This window comes from Janibacter sp. A1S7 (assembly GCF_037198315.1).
Lineage (GTDB): Bacteria > Actinomycetota > Actinomycetes > Actinomycetales > Dermatophilaceae > Janibacter > Janibacter alittae.
Genome location: NZ_CP144913.1, coordinates 2,535,016 through 2,553,220, shown reverse-complemented (window position 1 = coordinate 2,553,220; position 18,205 = coordinate 2,535,016). Strand labels below are relative to the sequence as shown.

Genomic DNA, 18,205 nt, shown 5'->3' with positions numbered 1-18,205 from the left:
CATGCAGATCGCAGACCACATCACCGACCTGATCGGTGACACCCCGCTCGTCAGGCTCTCCTCTGTCGTCCCGCCCGGATCGGGTCTGGTCGCGGCGAAGGTCGAGTACCTCAACCCCGGTGGCAGCGTGAAGGACCGCATCGCCCGCAAGCTGATCGACGAGGCGGAGGCCTCCGGGGAGCTGCGACCCGGCGCCACCATCGTGGAGCCGACCTCCGGGAACACCGGGGTCGGTCTCGCGCTGGTCGCCCAAGAGCGTGGTTACCGTTGCATCTTCGTCTGCCCCGACAAGGTCGGCAAGGACAAGATCGACGTGCTGCGCGCATACGGCGCGCAGGTGCAGATCGTCCCGAGCTCCGTACCACCCGACCACCCCGACAGCTACTACTCCGTGAGCGACCGCCTCACCGAGGAGATCGACGGGGCATGGCAGCCGAACCAGTTCTTCAACCTCAACGGACCGCGGGCGCACTACGAGAGCACCGGCTCCGAGATCTGGGCCCAGACCGAGGGCGAGATCACCCACCTCGTCGCGGGCATCGGTACCGGCGGCACGATCACCGGTACCGGCCGCTACCTCAAGGAGATCTCCGAGGGGCACGTGAAGATCATCGGCGCCGACCCCGAGGGCTCGGTCTACTCCGGCGGCACCGGACGCCCCTACCTCGTCGAGGGTGTCGGCGAGGACATGTGGCCCGGCGCCTACGACCCGTCGGTGCCGGACGAGGTGATCGCCGTCACCGACGACGAGTCGTTCGCGATGACGCGTCGACTCGCGCGGGAGGAGGGCCTGCTCGTCGGAGGCTCGAGCGGCATGGCCGTCGTCGCGGCCCTGCGGGTCGCCCAGCGTGAGCCGGACGCCAAGATCGTCGTCCTCCTGCCCGACGGGGGTCGCGGCTACCTCGGCAAGATCTTCGACGACGAGTGGATGGCCTCCTACGGCTTCCTCCCCGGCGACGACGCCACCCAGGGCAGCGTGGGTGACGTGCTCCGAGGCAAGGGTGGCGAGCTGCCGGCCCTGGTGCACACGCACCCCAACGAGACGATCCGCGAGGCGATCGACATCCTGCGAGAGTACGGCGTCTCGCAGATGCCGGTCGTCGGCGCCGAGCCGCCCGTCGTCATCGGCGAGGTCGCCGGTGCGGTCACCGAGCGTGATCTGCTCACCGCCGTCTTCGAGGGGCACGCCTCCCTCGCCGATCCGGTGAGCCGGCACATGGGTGCCAAGTTGCCGCAGATCGGCGCCAACGAGCCGGTCTCTGCGGCGACCGAGGCACTCGAGCACTCCGACGCATTGCTCGTCGTCGAGGGCGGCAACCCGGCCGGCGTCATCACCCGGCACGACCTGCTGGGTCACCTGTCCCACCGAGCGAAGGGCTGATCATGGGCGAGCAGAAGAGTGCTGCAGACGCACGCGCGAGCCAGGGGTTCTCCACCCGCGCGATCCACGCCGGCTACGAGCCGGACCCGCTCACGGGCGCGGTCAACGTCCCGATCTACGCCAGCTCCACCTTCGCCCAGGACGGCGTCGGGGGTATGCGGGGCGGCTTCGAGTACGCCCGGACGGGAAACCCGACCCGGCAGGCGCTCGAGGCCAACGCGGCCTCGATCGAGGGCGGCTCCTACGGCCGCGCCTTCGCTTCCGGGATGGCGGCGACGGACGCGATGCTGCGCGCCGCCCTGCGCCCCGGTGACCATCTGGTCATCCCGGACGACGCCTACGGCGGGACCTTCCGCCTCATCGACAAGGTCTTCACCCACTGGGGGATCGAGTACACGCCGGCGCCAGTCGTCGACGTCGAGGCGATCCGCGCGGCCATCCGGCCCAACACCAAGTTGGTGTGGCTGGAGACGCCGACCAACCCGCTGCTGAACATCGGCGACATCGCAGCCATCGCCGAGGTGGCCCACGGCGCCGGCGCCAAGCTCGTCGTCGACAACACCTTCGCCAGCCCCTATCTGCAGCAGCCGCTCGCCCTCGGCGCCGACGTCGTGCTGCACTCGAGCACGAAGTACCTCGGTGGGCACAGCGATGTGGTCGGCGGGCTCCTGGTCACCGACGACGAGCAGCTGGACGCCGACATCGCCTTCCTGCAGAACGGTTCCGGTGGTGTCCCCGGGCCGTTCGACGCGTACCTGACGATGCGTGGCATCAAGACGCTCGGGGTGCGTATGGAGCGCCACTGCGACAATGCCGAAGCGGTCGTGGACATGCTCTCCGCCCGCCCCGAGATCTCTTCGGTGCTCTATCCGGGGCTGCCCGGCCACCCCGGGCAGGAGGCGGCGCAGCGGCAGATGCGCCGGTTCGGCGGGATGCTCTCGGTACGCATGGCCGGAGGTGTCGAGGCGGCCAAACAGCTGTGCTCGAGGGTGGAGGTCTTCACCCTCGCCGAGTCGCTCGGCGGCATCGAGTCGCTCATCGAGCACCCCGGTGCGATGACCCACGCCTCGACCGCCGGGTCCATGCTCGAGGTCCCTGAGGACCTCGTGCGCCTGTCCGTCGGCATCGAGGAGGCCGGCGACCTGCTCGCCGACCTCGAGCAGGCACTCGACGGCCTGCGTGCCTGACCCTGTGGACAGTCCCTACGGTGCCGCGGCCGCGGCACCGTAGGCTGTTCCCGACAGACACTGCGGCCACCGGTCGCGCAGAGTCCCCAGGAGGGCCCACCCATGAGCAACCCACTACTCAACCGGGTCGCCGACGGCGCGCAGCGCGGCGGCTACGCGGGCTTCCGCGAGTCCGGCGCGCGCAGCCAGCAGGGGTACGCGCCCGGACAGCCGGGACGGTACGGCCAGCAGGACCTCGGCCGACCGCAGCCCGGTTTCGGCGAGCCCGGCACCGGCCCCGGGCTCGGCGGGGACGGTGGTGGCGGTCGGGCCATCACGATCGACGACGTGATCACGCGCACCGGTGCGCTCTTCGCAGTGCTCGTGGCGGTGGCCGCCGTCGCCTGGACCGCCTCGGCCATGTCACCCGCCATCGGCGGGGTGCTCTTCATGGTCGGCCTGGTGGGCACCTTGGGCCTGGGGCTGTACATCGGCTTCCGACGCAAGCCGGTCAGCGCGGCACTCGCGATGATCTACTCGGTCGTCGAGGGCGTCTTCGTCGGTGCGATCAGCCAGAGCTACCACATGTACTTCGACGCCTCGGGAGGCAGCATCTTCGAGTCGATCGTCACGCAGGCGATCTTGGCGACCCTGTGCGTCTTCGGCTCGATGCTGCTGCTGTACAAGACCGGCGTCATCAAGGTGACCGACAAGTTCCGCTCGATCGTCTCGATGATGGTCATGGGCTACTTCGTCTTCTCCCTGATCAACCTGGGCTACATGCTCTTCTTCGACGGTTCGCCGTTCGGCTTCGGTGGCACCGGCTGGATGGGGATCGGCATCTCGCTCTTCGCGATCGGCCTGGCCGCCGTCATGCTCACGCTCGACTTCGACAACATCGACAAGGCGATCGACGCCGGACTGCCGTCGACCTTCGCCTGGACGCTGGCCATCGGACTGCTCATCACCCTGGTGTGGCTGTACCTGGAGATCCTGCGCCTCCTGGGTCGCCTGCGCTCCGACTGACACCTCGTGCTCCCGCCGGACGTCGAGCGTGAACTCGACCGCGCGGTCCGCAGGTGGCGTCAACTGCCGCTGGACCGCGCGGCCGACGCGCTCCCGGAGGTGCACGACTTCCTCGCGGAGGTTGCCGGGGAGGAACTGCCCGACCTCGGCCCGGCCGTGGTCATGGACCAGTTGCGCGTCGTGGTCTTCGATTCCTGCCGGGGCGAAGGGGGCGGTGCCGGTCTCGCGGATCGGCTCGCCTCCCTTCGCCTGCACTGGAGCGGTTGACCGCCTATCCCGGTGCCGGGACGCACCGGGCGGGGCCGGGAGGCCCGCGTCGGAACGGCCCTCATCTCACATGGGCGGTGTGACCGGGGTAACGTACGCGGGAATCCGCCCCCACCGAAAGTCCCACTGCTCATGCGCACCGCACACCCGTGGCTCTCCGTCACCCGCGTCCTCGTCCTTCGGCTCCCGCTCGCGGCCGCGGTCGCTGCGGCCCTGGTCATCGGGCCGACGGCCATCGTTGACGCCAGTGGCGACGGGGCCGAGCCGGTCACCACCTCGATGGAGGCGGTGCCGGTCGCCGGCATCAGCCAGGAGGCCGTCAAGGACACGGCCGGGGTCGGGTACAACCTCCCGGAGACGGCGCATCGACCCGAGAACAGGGCCCTGCGGACTGCGCCGGGCCACGAGCCGGTCGCGCCGGACGATGACGAGCTGGTCGCCATCACGAAGAAGCGCCACACCCAGAGATTCTCCGCCCTCGGACTGACCTGGGAGAGCGAGCAGGAGCCGGTGACCGTCTGGGTGCGTACGAGGACCGCAGACCAGACGTGGTCCGACTGGGAGTACGTGCCCTCGGCCGACGGCCACGGGCCCGACCCGGGGACCGGTGAGGCGCAGGAGGGGACCCGGGCGGGAACGGACCCGCTGATCGTCCCCGAGTCTGATGGCGTGCAGGTCCGGGTCGAGGCCGAGGACGGCACTGCACCCCGGGGGATGAAGGTCAACCTCATCGACCCGAAGTCAGCTGCTCAGGATGCACAGGTCGACCAGAAGTCGCTGTCGGCGGGCAGCGCCGTCGCTGAAGGAACCCAGCCGGGGATCATCACCCGCGCGCAGTGGGGAGCGGACGAGTCGATTCGCCGCAGGGATCCGTCGTACGGCGAGATCAATGGCGCGTTCGTCCACCACACGGCCGGGACGAACACCTACGCCCGCAGTGACGCCGCGGGGATCGTTCGCTCGATCTACACGTACCACGTGCAGGGTCGTGGCTGGGACGACATCGGCTACAACTTCCTCGTCGACAAGTTCGGGCGCATCTTCGAGGGCCGCTACGGCGGAGTGGCCGAGCCCGTGATCGGCGCACACACCCTCGGGTACAACTCGCAGTCCTTCGCCATGAGCGTCCTGGGCAACTACCAGAGCAAGACGGCGAATGCCGCGGTGCTAAGGGCCTACGCCGAGCTGTTCGCGTGGAAGCTGGGCCGGAACGGGGTGGACCCCGCCTCAACGGTGACCATCAACGGCGATCGGTTCAACGCGATCAGCGGACACCGCGACGCCTTCGCCACGGCCTGCCCGGGAGGCGCCCTCTACGCACAGCTGCCGACGATCCGCCGGGACACCGCCGCGCTGCTGCCCGACCAGGAGCCACCACCGTTCCCGGACGTGACTGCGGCGACGACCGACTTCACCAAGGAGATCGGTTGGCTGAAGGACGAGCGGATCACGATGGGTTACGCCGACGGGACCTTCGGGCCGAAGGACGACATCTCGCGTGAGGCGATGGCGGCGTTCTTGTACCGGGCGGCGGGCAGGCCCGCGGTGGAGAGTGCGCCCGACTTCACGGACGTCGACTCGTCGAGCGCGTTCGCCAGGGAGATCGCCTGGCTCCAGGACGAGCGCATCACCACGGGCTATGCGGACGGTACGTTCGGTCCCAAGAAGCGGATCTCGCGTGAGGCGATGGCGGCCTTCATGACCAGGTTCCTGCTCGAGGGGAGAGTGCCCGACGCCACTGCGCCCTACGAGTTCAGTGACATCGCCGGGACCCAGTTCGAGGACCACATCGCCTGGATCGCGGATCAGGGTCTGACCACGGGCCATGCCGACGGGACGTTCCGCCCGAAGAGCACAATCACCCGCGAGGCCATGGCGGCCTTCCTGTACCGCTCGCGGGAGATGATGGGCGTCTGAGCGGACGGTCCCGACCGGCCGCCCTCCTCGCCACCGAAACGGCGACCGGGGACAGGTGCGTGCCTCCTACACGTCGGTGACCTCGTGCCCACCACGGCGCCGCAGCATCGCCCACGGGCCGCGCGGGCCGGCGCGGTGGCCCTTGACCTCCGCCGGACCCACCTCCGTGCCCGGGGAGGCTGCCGCTCGCTCGGCGGCGTCGTCGAGCGAGCCGATGCCCTCGCCGCGGCTCGGCTCCGGCGCGGTGTCGCCCAGCGCATTCTCCGGCCACGCGTCGACCTCGGCGGCGACGGTCGGCAACAGCGCCGACGCGACGCGCGCGTAGCCGGCGGCCGAGGGGTGGAAACGGTCCTGGCTGAACATCACCGAGGGGCTCGACTCGAACTCCGGCCCGAGCAGGTCGGCCAGGGACACCGTGCGAGCACCGGCCTCGACGGCTGCCACCGTCTGGGCGGCAGCGAGCTCGCGGCTCCACTGGCGCAGCAGCTTGTTCAGGGGGAAGGGCACCGGCTCGACCGTCCCCAGGTCCGGACAGGTGCCGACCACGACCGGGACGTCGAGGATGCGCAGGTAGCGCACCGTCCGCTGGAGGTGCTTGACCGAGACCGATCGGTCGATGCGGTGGGTGACGTCGTTGGCGCCGATGAGGATGACCGCGACGTCTGCCTGGTCGATGCGGGCCAGCCCGCGGGAGAGCTGGGCGCTGAGATCGGATGACTCCGCCCCGACGACCGCTTCGTTGGTCAGCTCCACCGGGCGTCCCATGATCGCCGCGAGCCCGGTCGCTAGGATCGCGCCGATCGTGTGGTACCGGTTGTCGGCGCCCATCCCGGCAGCGGTGGAGTCGCCGAGGACGAGTAGGCGCACCGGCTCCCCGGGTGCAGCACCGTAGACCCCGTCGTCGTCGGGGGCGCCATCGAAGGGGTTGCCGACGATCCGGCGGGTCATCTTCGCCTCGGCCTGGATCAGCCCGTAGCCGAGTCCCGCCGCCGCAGCCCCGGCGAGGGCGGTGCCGGCAGCGCCGATGAGTGCCCGTCCGGCGATCCTGCCCAGCACTGCCATGGCTCTCCTCGTCGTCACGGTCGTCCCGCAGCCAACCTTGTCATCCCCACGTGACATTGCCAACGAAAGGCGGACGAGAAGCCTGCATCTGGCATCCTTCGGTGCAGACAGACCCGCTGCCGGACCCGAGGACGACATGACCGAGTACCCGAACCTCTTCGCCCCGCTCGACCTGGGCTTCACCACCCTGCGCAACCGAACGATCATGGGGTCGATGCACACCGGGCTGGAGGACAAGGCCAAGGACTTCGAGCGGCTCGCGGCCTTCTACGCAGAGCGGGCGAAGGGCGGCGCCGGGCTGATCATCACCGGCGGTTTCGCCCCGAACATCGAGGGGACGCTCTACCCCTTCGCCTCGAAGATGACCACCAGCCGCGAGGCGCGACGGCACCGACAGGTGACCGACGCCGTCCACCGTGAGGGCGGGACGATCGCCCTGCAGCTCCTGCACGCCGGTCGGTACAGCTACCACCCGTACTCGGTCTCGGCATCGCGGACGAAGGCGCCGATCAACCCGTTCACCGCCCGGGCGCTGAGCGAGAAGGGGGTCCGTCGCCAGATCCGTGCCTTCGCCCGGGCAGCCGAGCTGGCGCGCGAAGCCGGCTACGACGGCGTCGAGGTGATGGGTTCCGAGGGCTACTTCATCAACCAGTTCCTCGCGCCCCGGACGAACCAGCGCACGGACGGGTGGGGTGGGACCCCCGCGAACCGACGACGTGTCGCCACCGAGATCGTGCGCGCGGTGCGGGCTGCCGTCGGCGAGGACTTCATCCTCGTCTACCGACTGTCCATCCTCGACCTCGTCGAGGGTGGACAGACCTGGGAGGAGATCCAGACGCTGGCCACGGAGATCGAGGCCGCCGGCGCGACGATCATCTCCACGGGAATCGGCTGGCACGAGGCGCGAGTACCCACGATCGTCACCTCGGTGCCGCGGATGGCCTTCACCGAGGTCGCCGAGAGGTTGCGTCCGCACGTGAGCGTCCCCGTCGTCACGAGCAACCGCATCAACATGCCCGACCAGGCCGAGCAGGCGCTTGCCGCGGGGCAGGCCGACCTGGTGCAGATGGCGCGTCCGTGGCTCGCCGACCCGCAGTGGGGCACCAAGGCGCTCGAGGGGCGTGGCGAGGAGATCAACACCTGCATCGCCTGCAACCAGGCCTGCCTCGACCACACCTTCCAACGCAAGGTCGCCTCGTGCCTGGTCAACCCGCGCGCCGGCCACGAGACCGAACTGGTGCTCTCCCCGACGGCTCGCCGCAAGCGCGTCGCCGTCGTCGGTGGCGGTCCGGCCGGGCTGTCGGCCGCCGTCGCCGCGGCCGAGCGAGGTCACCACGTCGAGCTCTTCGAAGCGGGGGAGGAGATCGGCGGGCAGTTCGCGCTCGCGATGCGCATCCCCGGCAAGGAGGAGTTCGCCGAGACGATTCGTTACTTCAAGGGCGAGCTGGAGCGCCGAGGCGTCATCGTCCACCTGGAACGTCGGGCGGACGTGAGCGACCTGGCGGGATTCGACGAGGTGATCGTCGCCACCGGTGTCACGCCGCGCATCCCGCAGATCGAGGGGATCGATCACCCGATGGTCGTGTCCTACCCGGAGGCCGTGCTGGGCACCCGCGAGGTGGGGGAGCGGGTCGCGGTCATCGGGGCCGGCGGCATCGGCGTCGACGTCACCGAGCTGCTGACGACGATCGAGTCGCCGACGCTGGACATCAAGGAGTGGCAGGACGAGTGGGGGGTGGACCCCTCGTCCGCCCAGCGGGGCGGTCTGAAGGAGCCCCACCCCCAGGCCTCACCGCGCACCGTCCACCTCGTCCAACGCAAGGAGAGCAAGATCGGCGCGGGCCTGGGCAAGACCACCGGTTGGGTGCATCGCATGGCGATCCGGGCCAAGGGCGTGCACCAGATCACCGGCGCCTCGTACGAGCGCATCGACGACGAGGGCCTGCACCTGACCGTCGACGGCAAGCCGAAGACGTTGGCGGTCGACACCGTCGTCGTGTGCACCGGGCAGGAGTCCGTGCGTGACCTCGTCGAGCCGCTGCGGGCGATGGGGGTCGACGCGCACGTCATCGGTGGCGCGGATGTCGCCGCCGAGCTGGATGCGAAGCGGGCGATCCGTCAGGGAACCGAGCTGGCCGCGGCGCTCTGACCCCGGGACGCAGTGCCACACTGGAGTGTCATGAGCGTGCCGTCACACCGGGACTGGGTCGACAAGCAGATCCGCGAGGCGACCGAGCGAGGGGAGTTCGACAACCTCCCCGGCGCCGGCAAGCCGTTACGCGGTCTGGAGGACCGCGACCCGGACTGGTGGGTGAAGAAGATGATGGACCGCGAGGGTCTGGATGCCGCTGACGCACTCCCGCCGGTGATGCAGCTGCGCCGCGAGGGTGCCGGCTACCCGCAGTCCCTCGTCGGGCAGACCCGCGAGGACAATGTCCGAGAGTTGCTGCGCGACTTCAACGCGCGCGTCCTCGACGAGCGTCGACGTCCGGTGCTCGGCAGGTACTCCCCGCCGGTCGTTCCGACCGTGGACGTCGAGGAGATGGTCGCCCGGTGGCGAGAACTGCGGACCGAGCGGGCTCGCGCCGGCGCGATGACCGCGCCGACCGAGCCGGTCGCACCCCCGTCGCGCCGGTCGTGGTGGCGGCGCCTGCTGGGTCGTTGACCGCTACGTCGGCGGGGCGATGTCCTGCTGGGCGGGCAGCTCGTCCTGGCGCAGGATCCCGACCTGGCAGGTGAGGCCGTTGGGGCCGTGGTTGCAGTAGCCGGCCGGGTTGCGGTGGAGGTACTGCTGGTGGAAGTCCTCCGCGTACCAGAACTGCCCCACCTCGCTGGCCGGGCGCATCTCGGTGCTGATCGCCGGCAGGTCGTGTCGTGCCAGCTCCTGCTCGAAGGCCGCCGCCGTCGCTTCGACGGCCTGGCGCTGCTCCTCGCTCGTCCAGTAGATCGCCGAGCGGTACTGGGTGCCGACGTCGTTGCCCTGACGGTTGGGCGTCGTCGGGTCATGGTTCTCCCAGAACGCCTTGAGCAGCAGCTCCGGCTGGGTGCGCTCCGGGTCGTAGGCGATCAGGACGCTCTCGGTGTGCCCGGTCTGCCCGCTGCACGTCTCCTCGTAGGTCGGGTGGGTCGTGAACCCGCCCATGTACCCGGCCGCGGTCGTGATCACGCCGGGCATCTGCCAGAAGATGCGCTCGGCACCCCAGAAGCAGCCCATCGCGACGTACAGGACCTCGGTGCCCTGCGGCCACGGTCCCTCGAGCGGGGTGTCGAGGACGAGGTGGCGCTCCGGTACGGAAAAGGCCCGCTCCGCGCGACCGGGCAGGGCGGTCTCGGCGGTGGGCATGGGCGGGAGCTGACGACCGAACATGTCCCCATTCTCTCAGGTCGCGCAAGGGGCCTGCGTCGTCGGGGAGTGACGGCACGACGAAGGGGGAGGTTCCGGCGGGGTGCCGGGACCTCCCCCTTCGAGGCGGTGGCCGTGGACGATCGTCTCGCCCGCGGACCATGCAGTCAGGTGCCTCAGGACGTCGAGTAGGGCTTCGCCTTGAGGATCTTGACCTCGATCGTCTTGCCCGTGGGTGCGAGGTAGGAGTGGGTCTCGCCGACCTTCTGGCCGTTGATGGCCTTGCCCATCGGGGACTGCTCCGAGTAGACGTCGAGGGCGTCGTCGCCGTCAGCGATCTCGCGGGAGCCGAGGAGGAAGGTCTCCTCGTCACCGAAGAGCTCGACGGTCACGACCATGCCCGGCTCGACGACCCCGTCGTCCGGCGGTGCCTCCCCCACGGAGGCGTTCTGCAGGATCTGGGTCAGCTGGCGGATGCGGGCCTCCATCTTGCCCTGCTCCTCCTTGGCCGCGTGGTATCCGCCGTTCTCCTTGAGGTCGCCTTCTTCCCGGGCGGCCTCGATGCGCTTGGCGATCTCCACACGACCGGGACCGGAGAGCTCGCGCAGCTCCGTCTGCAGTCGGTCGTAGGCCTCCTGGGTCAGGTAGGTCGCGTTGGACGCGGTCTGGGTCACGGGTACTCCTTGCCTTGGCCGCGGCGACGCCGGGTGGACGTGCGCGGATGGTCACCGTGGCGCGCCATCGAATCGAGTGATGATGCACAAAGGTCTGGACCCAATCGGTCCAGACCCACGGTTGCGTGTGACCCCAGTCTAACGCCAAAACCGTCGGATGCAGATATCAATCCACAGCCGAGCACTGCTGGACGGTCGCGGTGACGGCCGGAGTCGTGGTGCGCACAGCGGCCCTGACGCGGGTCGTGCGCTCCCGGCTCGCCGGGACCTCGTGCTGGGCCGTACCGACCCGTCCGTAGTCCCCGTCCATGGCGGTGATCGTGCAGGAGACCGTCGTACCCGGCTTGCGGGTCAGGTCGAAGATCATCGTGATCTCCCGCTCACCGGTGTGCTCGAAGCCGACATCGGTCGCGGTGACCGCGTCCTGCGTGCTCGAGACGCCGAACCACACCGTCAACGCCACGGCCACGGCGACCAGGACCGTGCCGATGGCCCACCACCGTCGACTGCCGCGATCGGGGTCGGCCTCCGCTGCGGCCTCCTCGCGCTCGGGGTCCCAGTGGTGGGGTTCCTGCGCGTCGGTGCTCATGCTTCTCCTGCGGGCGAAGGGGGCCGGTCGCCAGTCGTGTGGAGGGCGCCGGGTGCTCGGTGAGACAATGCCTCCATTGTCCGTGACACCAGACCGCGGCGGCACACCGGCCCGCGCGGCACACACCTGTCCGGGAGGACACACCCGTGGAAGCACTCAGGCTCATGGCCGTGCACGCCCATCCCGACGACGAGTCGAGCAAGGGAGCGGCGACGACGGCCAAGTACGTCCGTGAGGGCGCGGAGGTCCTCGTCGTCACGTGCACCGGCGGCGAACGCGGCGACGTCCTCAACCCCAAGCTCAAGGACGACCCGCACATCCTGCGCGACATCTCCCAGGTGCGTCGTGACGAGATGGAGGCCGCTCGCCAGGTCCTCGGCGTCCAGCAGTCCTGGCTGGGCTTCGTCGACTCGGGCCTGCCCGAGGGGGACCCCCTGCCGCCCCTGCCGCGCGGCTGCTTCTACCTGGAGCCGCTGGACGTCGCGACCGAGGCGCTCGTGCGCGAGATCCGCCGTTTCCGTCCGCACGTGGTCACCACGTACGACGAGAACGGCGGCTATCCCCACCCTGACCACGTGATGACCCACCGGGTCTCCGTCGCGGCCTTCGAGGCCGCCGGTGACCCGGATCGGTTCCCGCACGCGGGTGAGCCGTGGCAGCCGTTGAAGCTCTACTACAACGGCGGGTTCACCCGGGCCCGCTTCGAGGCCTTCCACGAGGCGCTGCTCGCCCGGGGGAAGGAGTCCCCCTTCGTCGACTGGCTCGAGCGTGCCGGCAAGCGGCCGCAGCGCAACGTGACCACGCGGGTGCACGCGGCGGACTACTTCGACCTGCGTGACGACGCCCTGCGCGCGCACGCGACGCAGGTCGACCCGGACGGGTTCTTCTTCGCCGTGCCCAACTCCCTGCAGGCGGAGATCTGGCCGACGGAGGAGTACGAGCTCGCGATGAGCCATGTCGCGACCGATGACGACGAGGACGACCTCTTCGCGGGCATCCCGAGCTCGCTGGCCGAGGCCGACGCGCTCGCCGGCCGGTCGGACCTGGAACTGCTGCGTGACGACCGCGTCGCCCCGACAGTGAAGGAGTGGTCATGAGCGCGCCGAGCACCGAGGTGGGGCCGGGGTTCCTCGCCTTCGTCGCGTTCTTCTTCCTCGCCGTCGCGCTGTGGCTGCTGATGCGCAGCATGTTCACGCGGATGCGGCGGATGAACCTCGCCGAGCGGGCGGAGGAGCAGCGGGAGCAGGGGCAGGTCCGGGACGCGCCGACGAATCCGGGGCCGGGGGAGACCGCCGGGCAGCCGACCCGGGAGCGGGACTCAGGTCTGGGCGATGGGCCCGAAGAGGGCCAGCGTCGCGGCGACGAAGTGTGAGATGAAGGCCAGCACGGTCAGGGCGTGGAAGATCTCGTGGAAGCCGAACCATCGCGGTGACGGGTTGGGTCGCTTGATCCCGTAGACGACCGCGCCGGCGGTGTAGAGCGCTCCACCGGCGATGACGAAGGCGAGGATCGTCCACCCGCCGTGGGTGAGCAGCGGCTTGATGTAGAACACGGCGACGAATCCGAGCGCCAGGTAGACGGGTACGTACAGCCAGCGGGGCGCGTCGACCCAGAACACCCGGAAGACCACGCCCAGGATCGCGCCGGTCCAGACGGTGCCGAGCAGCGTGGCCGCCTGCTCACGCGGGAGCATCAGCGCGAAGGGGGTGTAGCTGCCGGCGATGATCAGGAAGATGTTCGCGTGGTCCCACCGTCGCAGTGCCCCGCCCATGCGGGCGCCCCAGTGGCCACGATGGTAGATCGCCGAGGTCGCGAAGAGGAGTCCGGCGGTCAGGGTGAAGATCATGGCCGCGAGTCGGCCCCCTTGGGTGGGGGCCGTCGAGGTGAGGATGAGTCCTCCGATGAGCGCCAGTGGCGCCATGACCAGATGGAGCCAGCCGCGCAGATGGGGCTTGACCGCTTCGACGAAGGCGTGGGCGTGCTCACCGACGTCGGTGGCCAACTCCTTGATCTCGCTGCGGCGGGTCTCGCTGCGGCGCGACTCCGTGGTGCGGGGGGACTCCATCAGTCCACGGTAACTTACGCCTGCGTAGGTTCGCCATCGTCGGACCGTGGGGTCCCGTGTGGGGTCGGACACCGGCGACGGCGGTAGGTTGTCTGCGTCGACATCGCGCCACGGGAAGGACAGCGAGTGCGCAACCCGCTCTACAGCGCCTACGAGCGACGTCTCGTCCGGCAGCTCAACCGCGACTCCGTGCCGCGACACGTGGGGATGATCGTGGACGGCAACCGCCGGTTCGCCAAGGCGCGTGGACGCAATGCCGATGACGGGCACCGGGCCGGTGCGGCCAACATCGCCAGCTTCCTGGAGTGGTGCGAGGACGCGGGCGTCGAGGTGGTCACCCTCTGGCTGCTCTCGACCGACAACCTGACCCGCACCCCGGAGGAACTCGACCACCTGCTGCGGATCATCGAGGGTCTCGTGGCGGACCTGGCGTCGGTCGGTCGGTGGCAGCTGCATCCGGCCGGGGCGCTGGAGCTGCTGCCCGAGCAGACGGCAGCGGCGCTGCGCCGGGCCGAGGGGGAGACGGCGGCGGTCGACGGGCTCGTCGTCAACGTCGCGGTCGGCTACGGGGGGCGGCAGGAGATCTCGGATGCGGTGCGGTCGCTGCTGCGCGCCCGGGCCGAGGAGGGGGCGACTCTCGACGAGGTTGCCGCGGAGCTGACGTCCGAGGACATCGGTGACCACCTGTACACCAAGGGCCAGCCCGACCCCGACCTCGTCATCCGCACCTCGGGCGAGCAACGGCTCTCCGGCTTCCTGCTGTGGCAGTCCGCGCACAGCGAGTACTACTTCTGCGAGGTCCACTGGCCCGAGTTCCGTCGGGTCGACTTCCTGCGCGCCCTGCGCTCGTACGCCGACCGGCACCGGCGCTTCGGGGGCTGACCCCCTTCGCGACTGCGTGGGCTCCTGCGCGGCCCGGCCCCCGTCCCTTCGCAGCTGCTTGGGCTCGTGCGAAGGGGAGGGGCCTGTGGGGCAGGAGTGACAGGCGTGGCGAATGAGGTCACCGCGACGTGAATCGTTCGTGGCATCGGTGGACACGCCGTGGCACATCCGCGTGCCGCTGTGGATCGGTCCTAGCGTGATGCCTGACGGGTCGCACCCCGCGGCCCTGACGGGAAGGCCGACATGGGGCTGCTGCTGCGCAGGAGGAGCCGATCGCGGCCCCTTCCCATGCCTCGGGTTCCATCCCGGCACCAGTACCGAGAGTAGGCGCGCACGCGCCTGCCCGGCGCGGCGCCGACGAGGAGAAGACGTGGACGACCTGATGACCCCGACCGTCACCCCCTCAGGCACGCAAGCCGGGAGCGTGCTCGACCCAGGGGCCGATGCTGCTGTTGATCCAGTGCCCCTCCCGCCCCGGGACGAAGGACGTCGCACCTACGTCGTCGACACCTCGGTCCTGCTCTCGGATCCGAGGGCGGTGCTGCGCTTCAAGGAGCACGAGGTGGTCCTGCCGGTCGTCGTCGTGACCGAGCTCGAGGGCAAGCGACACCACCCGGAGCTCGGCTACTTCGCGCGCACCGCGTTGCGTCTCCTCGACGACCTGCGGGTCAAGGCCGGCCGCCTCGACGCGCCGGTCGAGGTCGGCGGCGACGGCGGGACCCTGCGCGTCGAGCTCAACCACACCGACCCGCAGGTTCTGCCCTCGGGGTTCAGGCTCGGCGACAACGACACCCGCATCCTCGCGGTGGCCACGAGCCTCTCCCTGGAGGGCGCCGACGTCACGATCGTCTCCAAGGACCTGCCGATGCGGGTCAAGGCCTCCGCCGTGGGTCTGGACGCGCAGGAGTACCGCCACGAGCAGACCCGGGCGGATTCCGGCTGGACCGGGATGGCCGAGCTGGAGCTGAGCGGTGGGGAGGTCGACCACCTCTACCAGACCGGGCGGGTGGAGAATCTCGCCGCCGCGGAGATGCCCTGCCACACGGGGTTGAAGATCATCTCCGAGCGTGGCAACGCCCTGGGCCGGGTGGGCGCGGACAAGCAGGTGCGGCTGGTACGCGGCGACCGGGACGCCTTCGGCCTGCACGGCCGCTCGGCCGAGCAGCGGATCGCCCTCGACCTGCTGCTCGACCCCGACGTCGGCATCGTCAGCCTCGGTGGGCGCGCCGGCACGGGCAAGAGCGCGCTGGCGATGTGCGCCGGTCTCGAGGCGGTCATGGAGCGGCGCCAGCACCGCAAGGTCATCGTCTTCCGACCGCTGTACGCCGTCGGTGGCCAGGAGCTGGGCTACCTGCCGGGCAGCGAGAGCGAGAAGATGGGGCCGTGGGCGCAGGCCGTCCACGACACCCTCGGCGCGGTGGTGTCCACGGAGGTCGTCGAGGAGATCCTCGACCGCGACATGCTCGAGGTCCTGCCGCTGACCCACATCCGCGGCCGCAGCCTCCACGACGCCTTCGTCATCGTCGACGAGGCACAGAGTCTGGAGCGCAATGTCCTGCTGACCGTGATGTCCCGCATCGGACAGAACTCCAAGATCGTCCTCACCCACGACGTGGCCCAGCGCGACAACCTGCGCGTCGGTCGCCACGACGGGGTCGCGGCGGTCATCGAGACGCTCAAGGGGCACCCGCTCTTCTCGCACGTCACCCTCACCCGCAGCGAGCGCAGCCCGATCGCGGCGTTGGTGACCGATCTGCTCGAGGGCAGCGACATGTGATCTGCGCCGCATGACGAAGGGGGTTCCCCGCAGCCGGCGGGGCACCCCCTTCGTCATGCGGGGACCCCGGGGTTGGCAGCAGGGCAGGGGTCCACTAAGGTCTCGACTCGGTAACAGCGGGGTGGCGCCATCGGCCGGTCCCTGCCTCAACAGCCACTCCCGCGGAGTGGCTGTCGTCATGGAAGGAGCTGGTGACGTGGGCTCGCCGAGCTACACGCCACGGCACGGAGCGCGGCACGCGGCGCGGTCGCGCCCCGGTCGCGGAACGGCGGCGATCCGAGCCGCCGCGCGACGACCCGTCATCGGTGGCGCGGTCGCCGTGGCGATGCTGGGTTCGGTCGGCGCCACCGTCGCCATCGGTGATCCGATGGGCGCCGGGGGCATCTCGTCCGCGGCCCTGGTCACCTCCCAGCAGAGCGCTGCCGGAGGAGACGCGGACCGGGCGACCCGGTCGGTCGGCACGACCGACCAGGACACCGCCCGGCTCGCCGAGAGCCGCCGCTCGACCAACGTCTCCCGCAGCGCCTCCCGTGAGGAGGCCCGCCGCCTGGCCGAGAAGCAGAAGAAGGCCAAGGAGGAGAAGGCCGAGAAGAAGGCACGGAAGAAGAAGGCCGCGCAGGAGGAGAGGGAGGCCGCAAAGCCCATCAGCGAGCGCGACTTCACCTCCACCCAGATCGCCGGGATCCAGGCGGATCCCAAGCCCTACGCCATCGAGCTGATGCGCGAGTACGGCTGGGACGACGGCCAGTGGGGCTGTCTCGAGCAGCTGTGGATCGGCGAGAGCGACTGGGAGTGGAACGCGACCAACTCGTCATCCGGTGCCTATGGCATCCCGCAGTCCCTGCCCGCGGACAAGATGGCCTCCCACGGCAGTGACTGGAAGACCAACCCGATCACCCAGATCGACTGGGGTCTGAACTACATCAAGCTCAGCTACGGCACTCCCTGCGGCGCCCTGAACTTCTGGAACAACCAGAACCCGCACTGGTACTGAGCCCGCACGACACCGCCCGCGACGAACCGGGTCAGGCGTCGCACCGTCCGGGTTTTTTCAGAGCTTGCGCAGCCGGATCCGGCGGACCTGGTGGTCAGACCCCTTCGTCAGCACGAGGGTCGCCCGGCCCCGCGTCGGCAGGACGTTGTCGACGAGGTTGGGCTCGTTGATCGTCTCGAAGATGTGCAGTGCGCGGGCCTCGGCCTGCTCGTCGGTGAGGTCCGCGTAACGGTGGAAGTAGGACTGGGGGTCGGCGAAGGAGGTCTGCCGCAGCCGCAGGAAGCGGTTGACGTACCACTGACGGATGTCGTCCACCTTGGCGTCGACGTAGACCGAGAAGTCGAAGAAGTCGCTGACGGCAAGACCCGAGCGCCCGTCCTGCCGTACGCCGGGGGGCTGGAGGACGTTGAGTCCCTCGACGATGAGCACGTCGGGCTGGCGCACGGCGATCTGCTCGCCCTGGACGATGTCGTAGGTCAGGTGCGAGTAGACGGGTGCCAGCACCTCGGGTTGGCCGGCCTTGACGGCCGACATGAACCGCAGCAGCGCCCGACGGTCGTAGGACTCGGGGAAGCCCTTGCGTTGCAGCAGCCCGCGGCGTTCCAACTCGGCGTTCGGCAGGAGGAACCCGTCGGTCGTCACGAGGTCGACCTTGGGTGTGTCCGGCCAGCGCTGCATCAGCTCACGCAGGATGCGTGCGGTCGTGGACTTGCCGACCGCCACGGACCCGGCGACGCCGATGACGAACGGCGCCTTCGGCGGACGGTCGCCGAGGAAGGTCGAGGTGATCCGGTGCAGCCGCGTCGTGGCCGACACGTAGAAGGTCAGCAGCCGGGAGAGCGGGAGGTAGACCTCCTGCACCTCGTCGAGGTCGATCGGGTCGCTCAGGCCCCGCAGGCGGGCGAGGTCGCCCTCGTCGAGGTTGAGGGGGTGGTTCTCCCGCAAGCGGGCCCACGCATCGCGGTCGAGCTCGACGAAAGGGGACGGCACGGTCGCCGTGGTGGCGTAGGACACCGGCCCATTGTGTCGCACGTGCTCCGTGGGCGATGCAGGTGCGGTTAG

General features: G+C 69.9%; 18 protein-coding genes. 12 read left to right on the top strand and 6 right to left on the bottom strand.

Annotation, left to right across the window (positions count from 1 at the left end; all coding sequences use genetic code 11):
* The first annotated feature begins 1 nt into the window (after position 1).
* The 5 genes from V1351_RS12305 (at position 2) to V1351_RS12285 (ending at position 5,757) form a co-directional block, all read left to right on the top strand.
* Complete coding sequence (locus tag V1351_RS12305; RefSeq protein WP_338748482.1) at positions 2–1,381, top strand: cystathionine beta-synthase; 1,380 nt, start codon at positions 2–4, stop codon at positions 1,379–1,381.
* A gap of 2 nt (positions 1,382–1,383) precedes the next feature.
* Complete coding sequence (locus V1351_RS12300; RefSeq protein WP_338748481.1) at positions 1,384–2,568, top strand: cystathionine gamma-synthase; 1,185 nt, start codon at positions 1,384–1,386, stop codon at positions 2,566–2,568.
* Positions 2,569–2,670: 102 nt separating this feature from the next.
* Entirely contained in the window at positions 2,671–3,573 is a 903-nt protein-coding gene (locus V1351_RS12295; protein ID WP_338748479.1) for a Bax inhibitor-1/YccA family protein, read from the top strand.
* A 6-nt stretch (positions 3,574–3,579) separates the two neighbouring features.
* Positions 3,580–3,840: a hypothetical protein gene (locus V1351_RS12290; protein WP_338748478.1), complete on the top strand. Its 261-nt coding sequence runs from the start codon at positions 3,580–3,582 to the stop codon at positions 3,838–3,840.
* Positions 3,841–3,972: 132 nt separating this feature from the next.
* On the top strand, positions 3,973–5,757 hold the full coding sequence (locus V1351_RS12285; protein ID WP_338748477.1) for an S-layer homology domain-containing protein: 1,785 nt from the start codon (positions 3,973–3,975) through the stop codon (positions 5,755–5,757).
* 66 nt (positions 5,758–5,823) lie between these two features.
* Here V1351_RS12285 and V1351_RS12280 read toward each other — a convergent pair whose 3' ends face one another.
* Positions 5,824–6,819 (bottom strand): SGNH/GDSL hydrolase family protein, encoded by a 996-nt coding sequence (locus tag V1351_RS12280; RefSeq protein WP_338748476.1) that lies wholly within the window; start codon positions 6,817–6,819, stop codon positions 5,824–5,826.
* Positions 6,820–6,955: 136 nt separating this feature from the next.
* Between V1351_RS12280 and V1351_RS12275 the strand changes: the two genes are divergently transcribed.
* Both V1351_RS12275 and V1351_RS12270 read left to right on the top strand, forming a co-directional pair.
* Positions 6,956–8,968, top strand: a complete 2,013-nt coding sequence (locus tag V1351_RS12275) for an NADPH-dependent 2,4-dienoyl-CoA reductase (protein ID WP_338748475.1) — start codon at positions 6,956–6,958, stop codon at positions 8,966–8,968.
* 30 nt (positions 8,969–8,998) lie between these two features.
* Positions 8,999–9,484 carry a DUF1992 domain-containing protein gene (locus V1351_RS12270; RefSeq protein ID WP_338748474.1) on the top strand — a complete coding sequence of 162 codons (486 nt, stop codon included), beginning with the start codon at positions 8,999–9,001 and terminating at the stop codon, positions 9,482–9,484.
* A 3-nt stretch (positions 9,485–9,487) separates the two neighbouring features.
* Here the strand turns inward: V1351_RS12270 and msrA are convergent, their stop codons facing one another.
* The 3 genes from msrA to V1351_RS12255 form a co-directional block, all read right to left on the bottom strand.
* A complete protein-coding gene (gene msrA, locus V1351_RS12265; protein ID WP_338748473.1) occupies positions 9,488–10,186 on the bottom strand; it encodes a peptide-methionine (S)-S-oxide reductase MsrA in 699 nt (232 codons plus the stop codon).
* Between the two features lie 152 nt (positions 10,187–10,338).
* Complete coding sequence (greA, locus tag V1351_RS12260; RefSeq protein WP_338748472.1) at positions 10,339–10,836, bottom strand: transcription elongation factor GreA; 498 nt, start codon at positions 10,834–10,836, stop codon at positions 10,339–10,341.
* 166 nt (positions 10,837–11,002) lie between these two features.
* A complete protein-coding gene (locus tag V1351_RS12255) occupies positions 11,003–11,425 on the bottom strand; it encodes a DUF4307 domain-containing protein (RefSeq protein WP_338748471.1) in 423 nt (140 codons plus the stop codon).
* A gap of 164 nt (positions 11,426–11,589) precedes the next feature.
* Between V1351_RS12255 and mca the strand changes: the two genes are divergently transcribed.
* Both mca and V1351_RS12245 read left to right on the top strand, forming a co-directional pair.
* Positions 11,590–12,522, top strand: coding sequence for a mycothiol conjugate amidase Mca (gene mca, locus V1351_RS12250; protein ID WP_338752530.1), 933 nt, complete (start codon positions 11,590–11,592; stop codon positions 12,520–12,522).
* Positions 12,519–12,797 carry a hypothetical protein gene (locus V1351_RS12245; RefSeq protein WP_338748470.1) on the top strand — a complete coding sequence of 93 codons (279 nt, stop codon included), beginning with the start codon at positions 12,519–12,521 and terminating at the stop codon, positions 12,795–12,797. Before mca ends, V1351_RS12245 begins: the two co-directional genes overlap by 4 nt.
* Here V1351_RS12245 and trhA read toward each other — a convergent pair.
* Positions 12,744–13,490 (bottom strand): PAQR family membrane homeostasis protein TrhA, encoded by a 747-nt coding sequence (gene trhA, locus V1351_RS12240; protein WP_338748469.1) that lies wholly within the window; start codon positions 13,488–13,490, stop codon positions 12,744–12,746. The two genes, V1351_RS12245 and trhA, sit on opposite strands and share 54 nt — an antisense overlap.
* Positions 13,491–13,616: 126 nt before the next feature.
* Here trhA and V1351_RS12235 point away from each other — a divergent pair, with 126 nt between their 5' ends.
* From V1351_RS12235 to V1351_RS12225, 3 genes are all read left to right on the top strand, one after another.
* Entirely contained in the window at positions 13,617–14,372 is a 756-nt protein-coding gene (locus tag V1351_RS12235; protein ID WP_338748468.1) for an isoprenyl transferase, read from the top strand.
* 382 nt (positions 14,373–14,754) lie between these two features.
* Positions 14,755–16,149: a PhoH family protein gene (locus tag V1351_RS12230; protein WP_422389030.1), complete on the top strand. Its 1,395-nt coding sequence runs from the start codon at positions 14,755–14,757 to the stop codon at positions 16,147–16,149.
* 196 nt (positions 16,150–16,345) lie between these two features.
* On the top strand, positions 16,346–17,143 hold the full coding sequence (locus V1351_RS12225) for a hypothetical protein (protein WP_338748466.1): 798 nt from the start codon (positions 16,346–16,348) through the stop codon (positions 17,141–17,143).
* A gap of 57 nt (positions 17,144–17,200) precedes the next feature.
* Here the strand turns inward: V1351_RS12225 and coaA are convergent, their stop codons facing one another.
* Complete coding sequence (coaA, locus tag V1351_RS12220; RefSeq protein ID WP_338748465.1) at positions 17,201–18,157, bottom strand: type I pantothenate kinase; 957 nt, start codon at positions 18,155–18,157, stop codon at positions 17,201–17,203.
* Between the last annotated feature and the right edge of the window lie 48 nt (positions 18,158–18,205).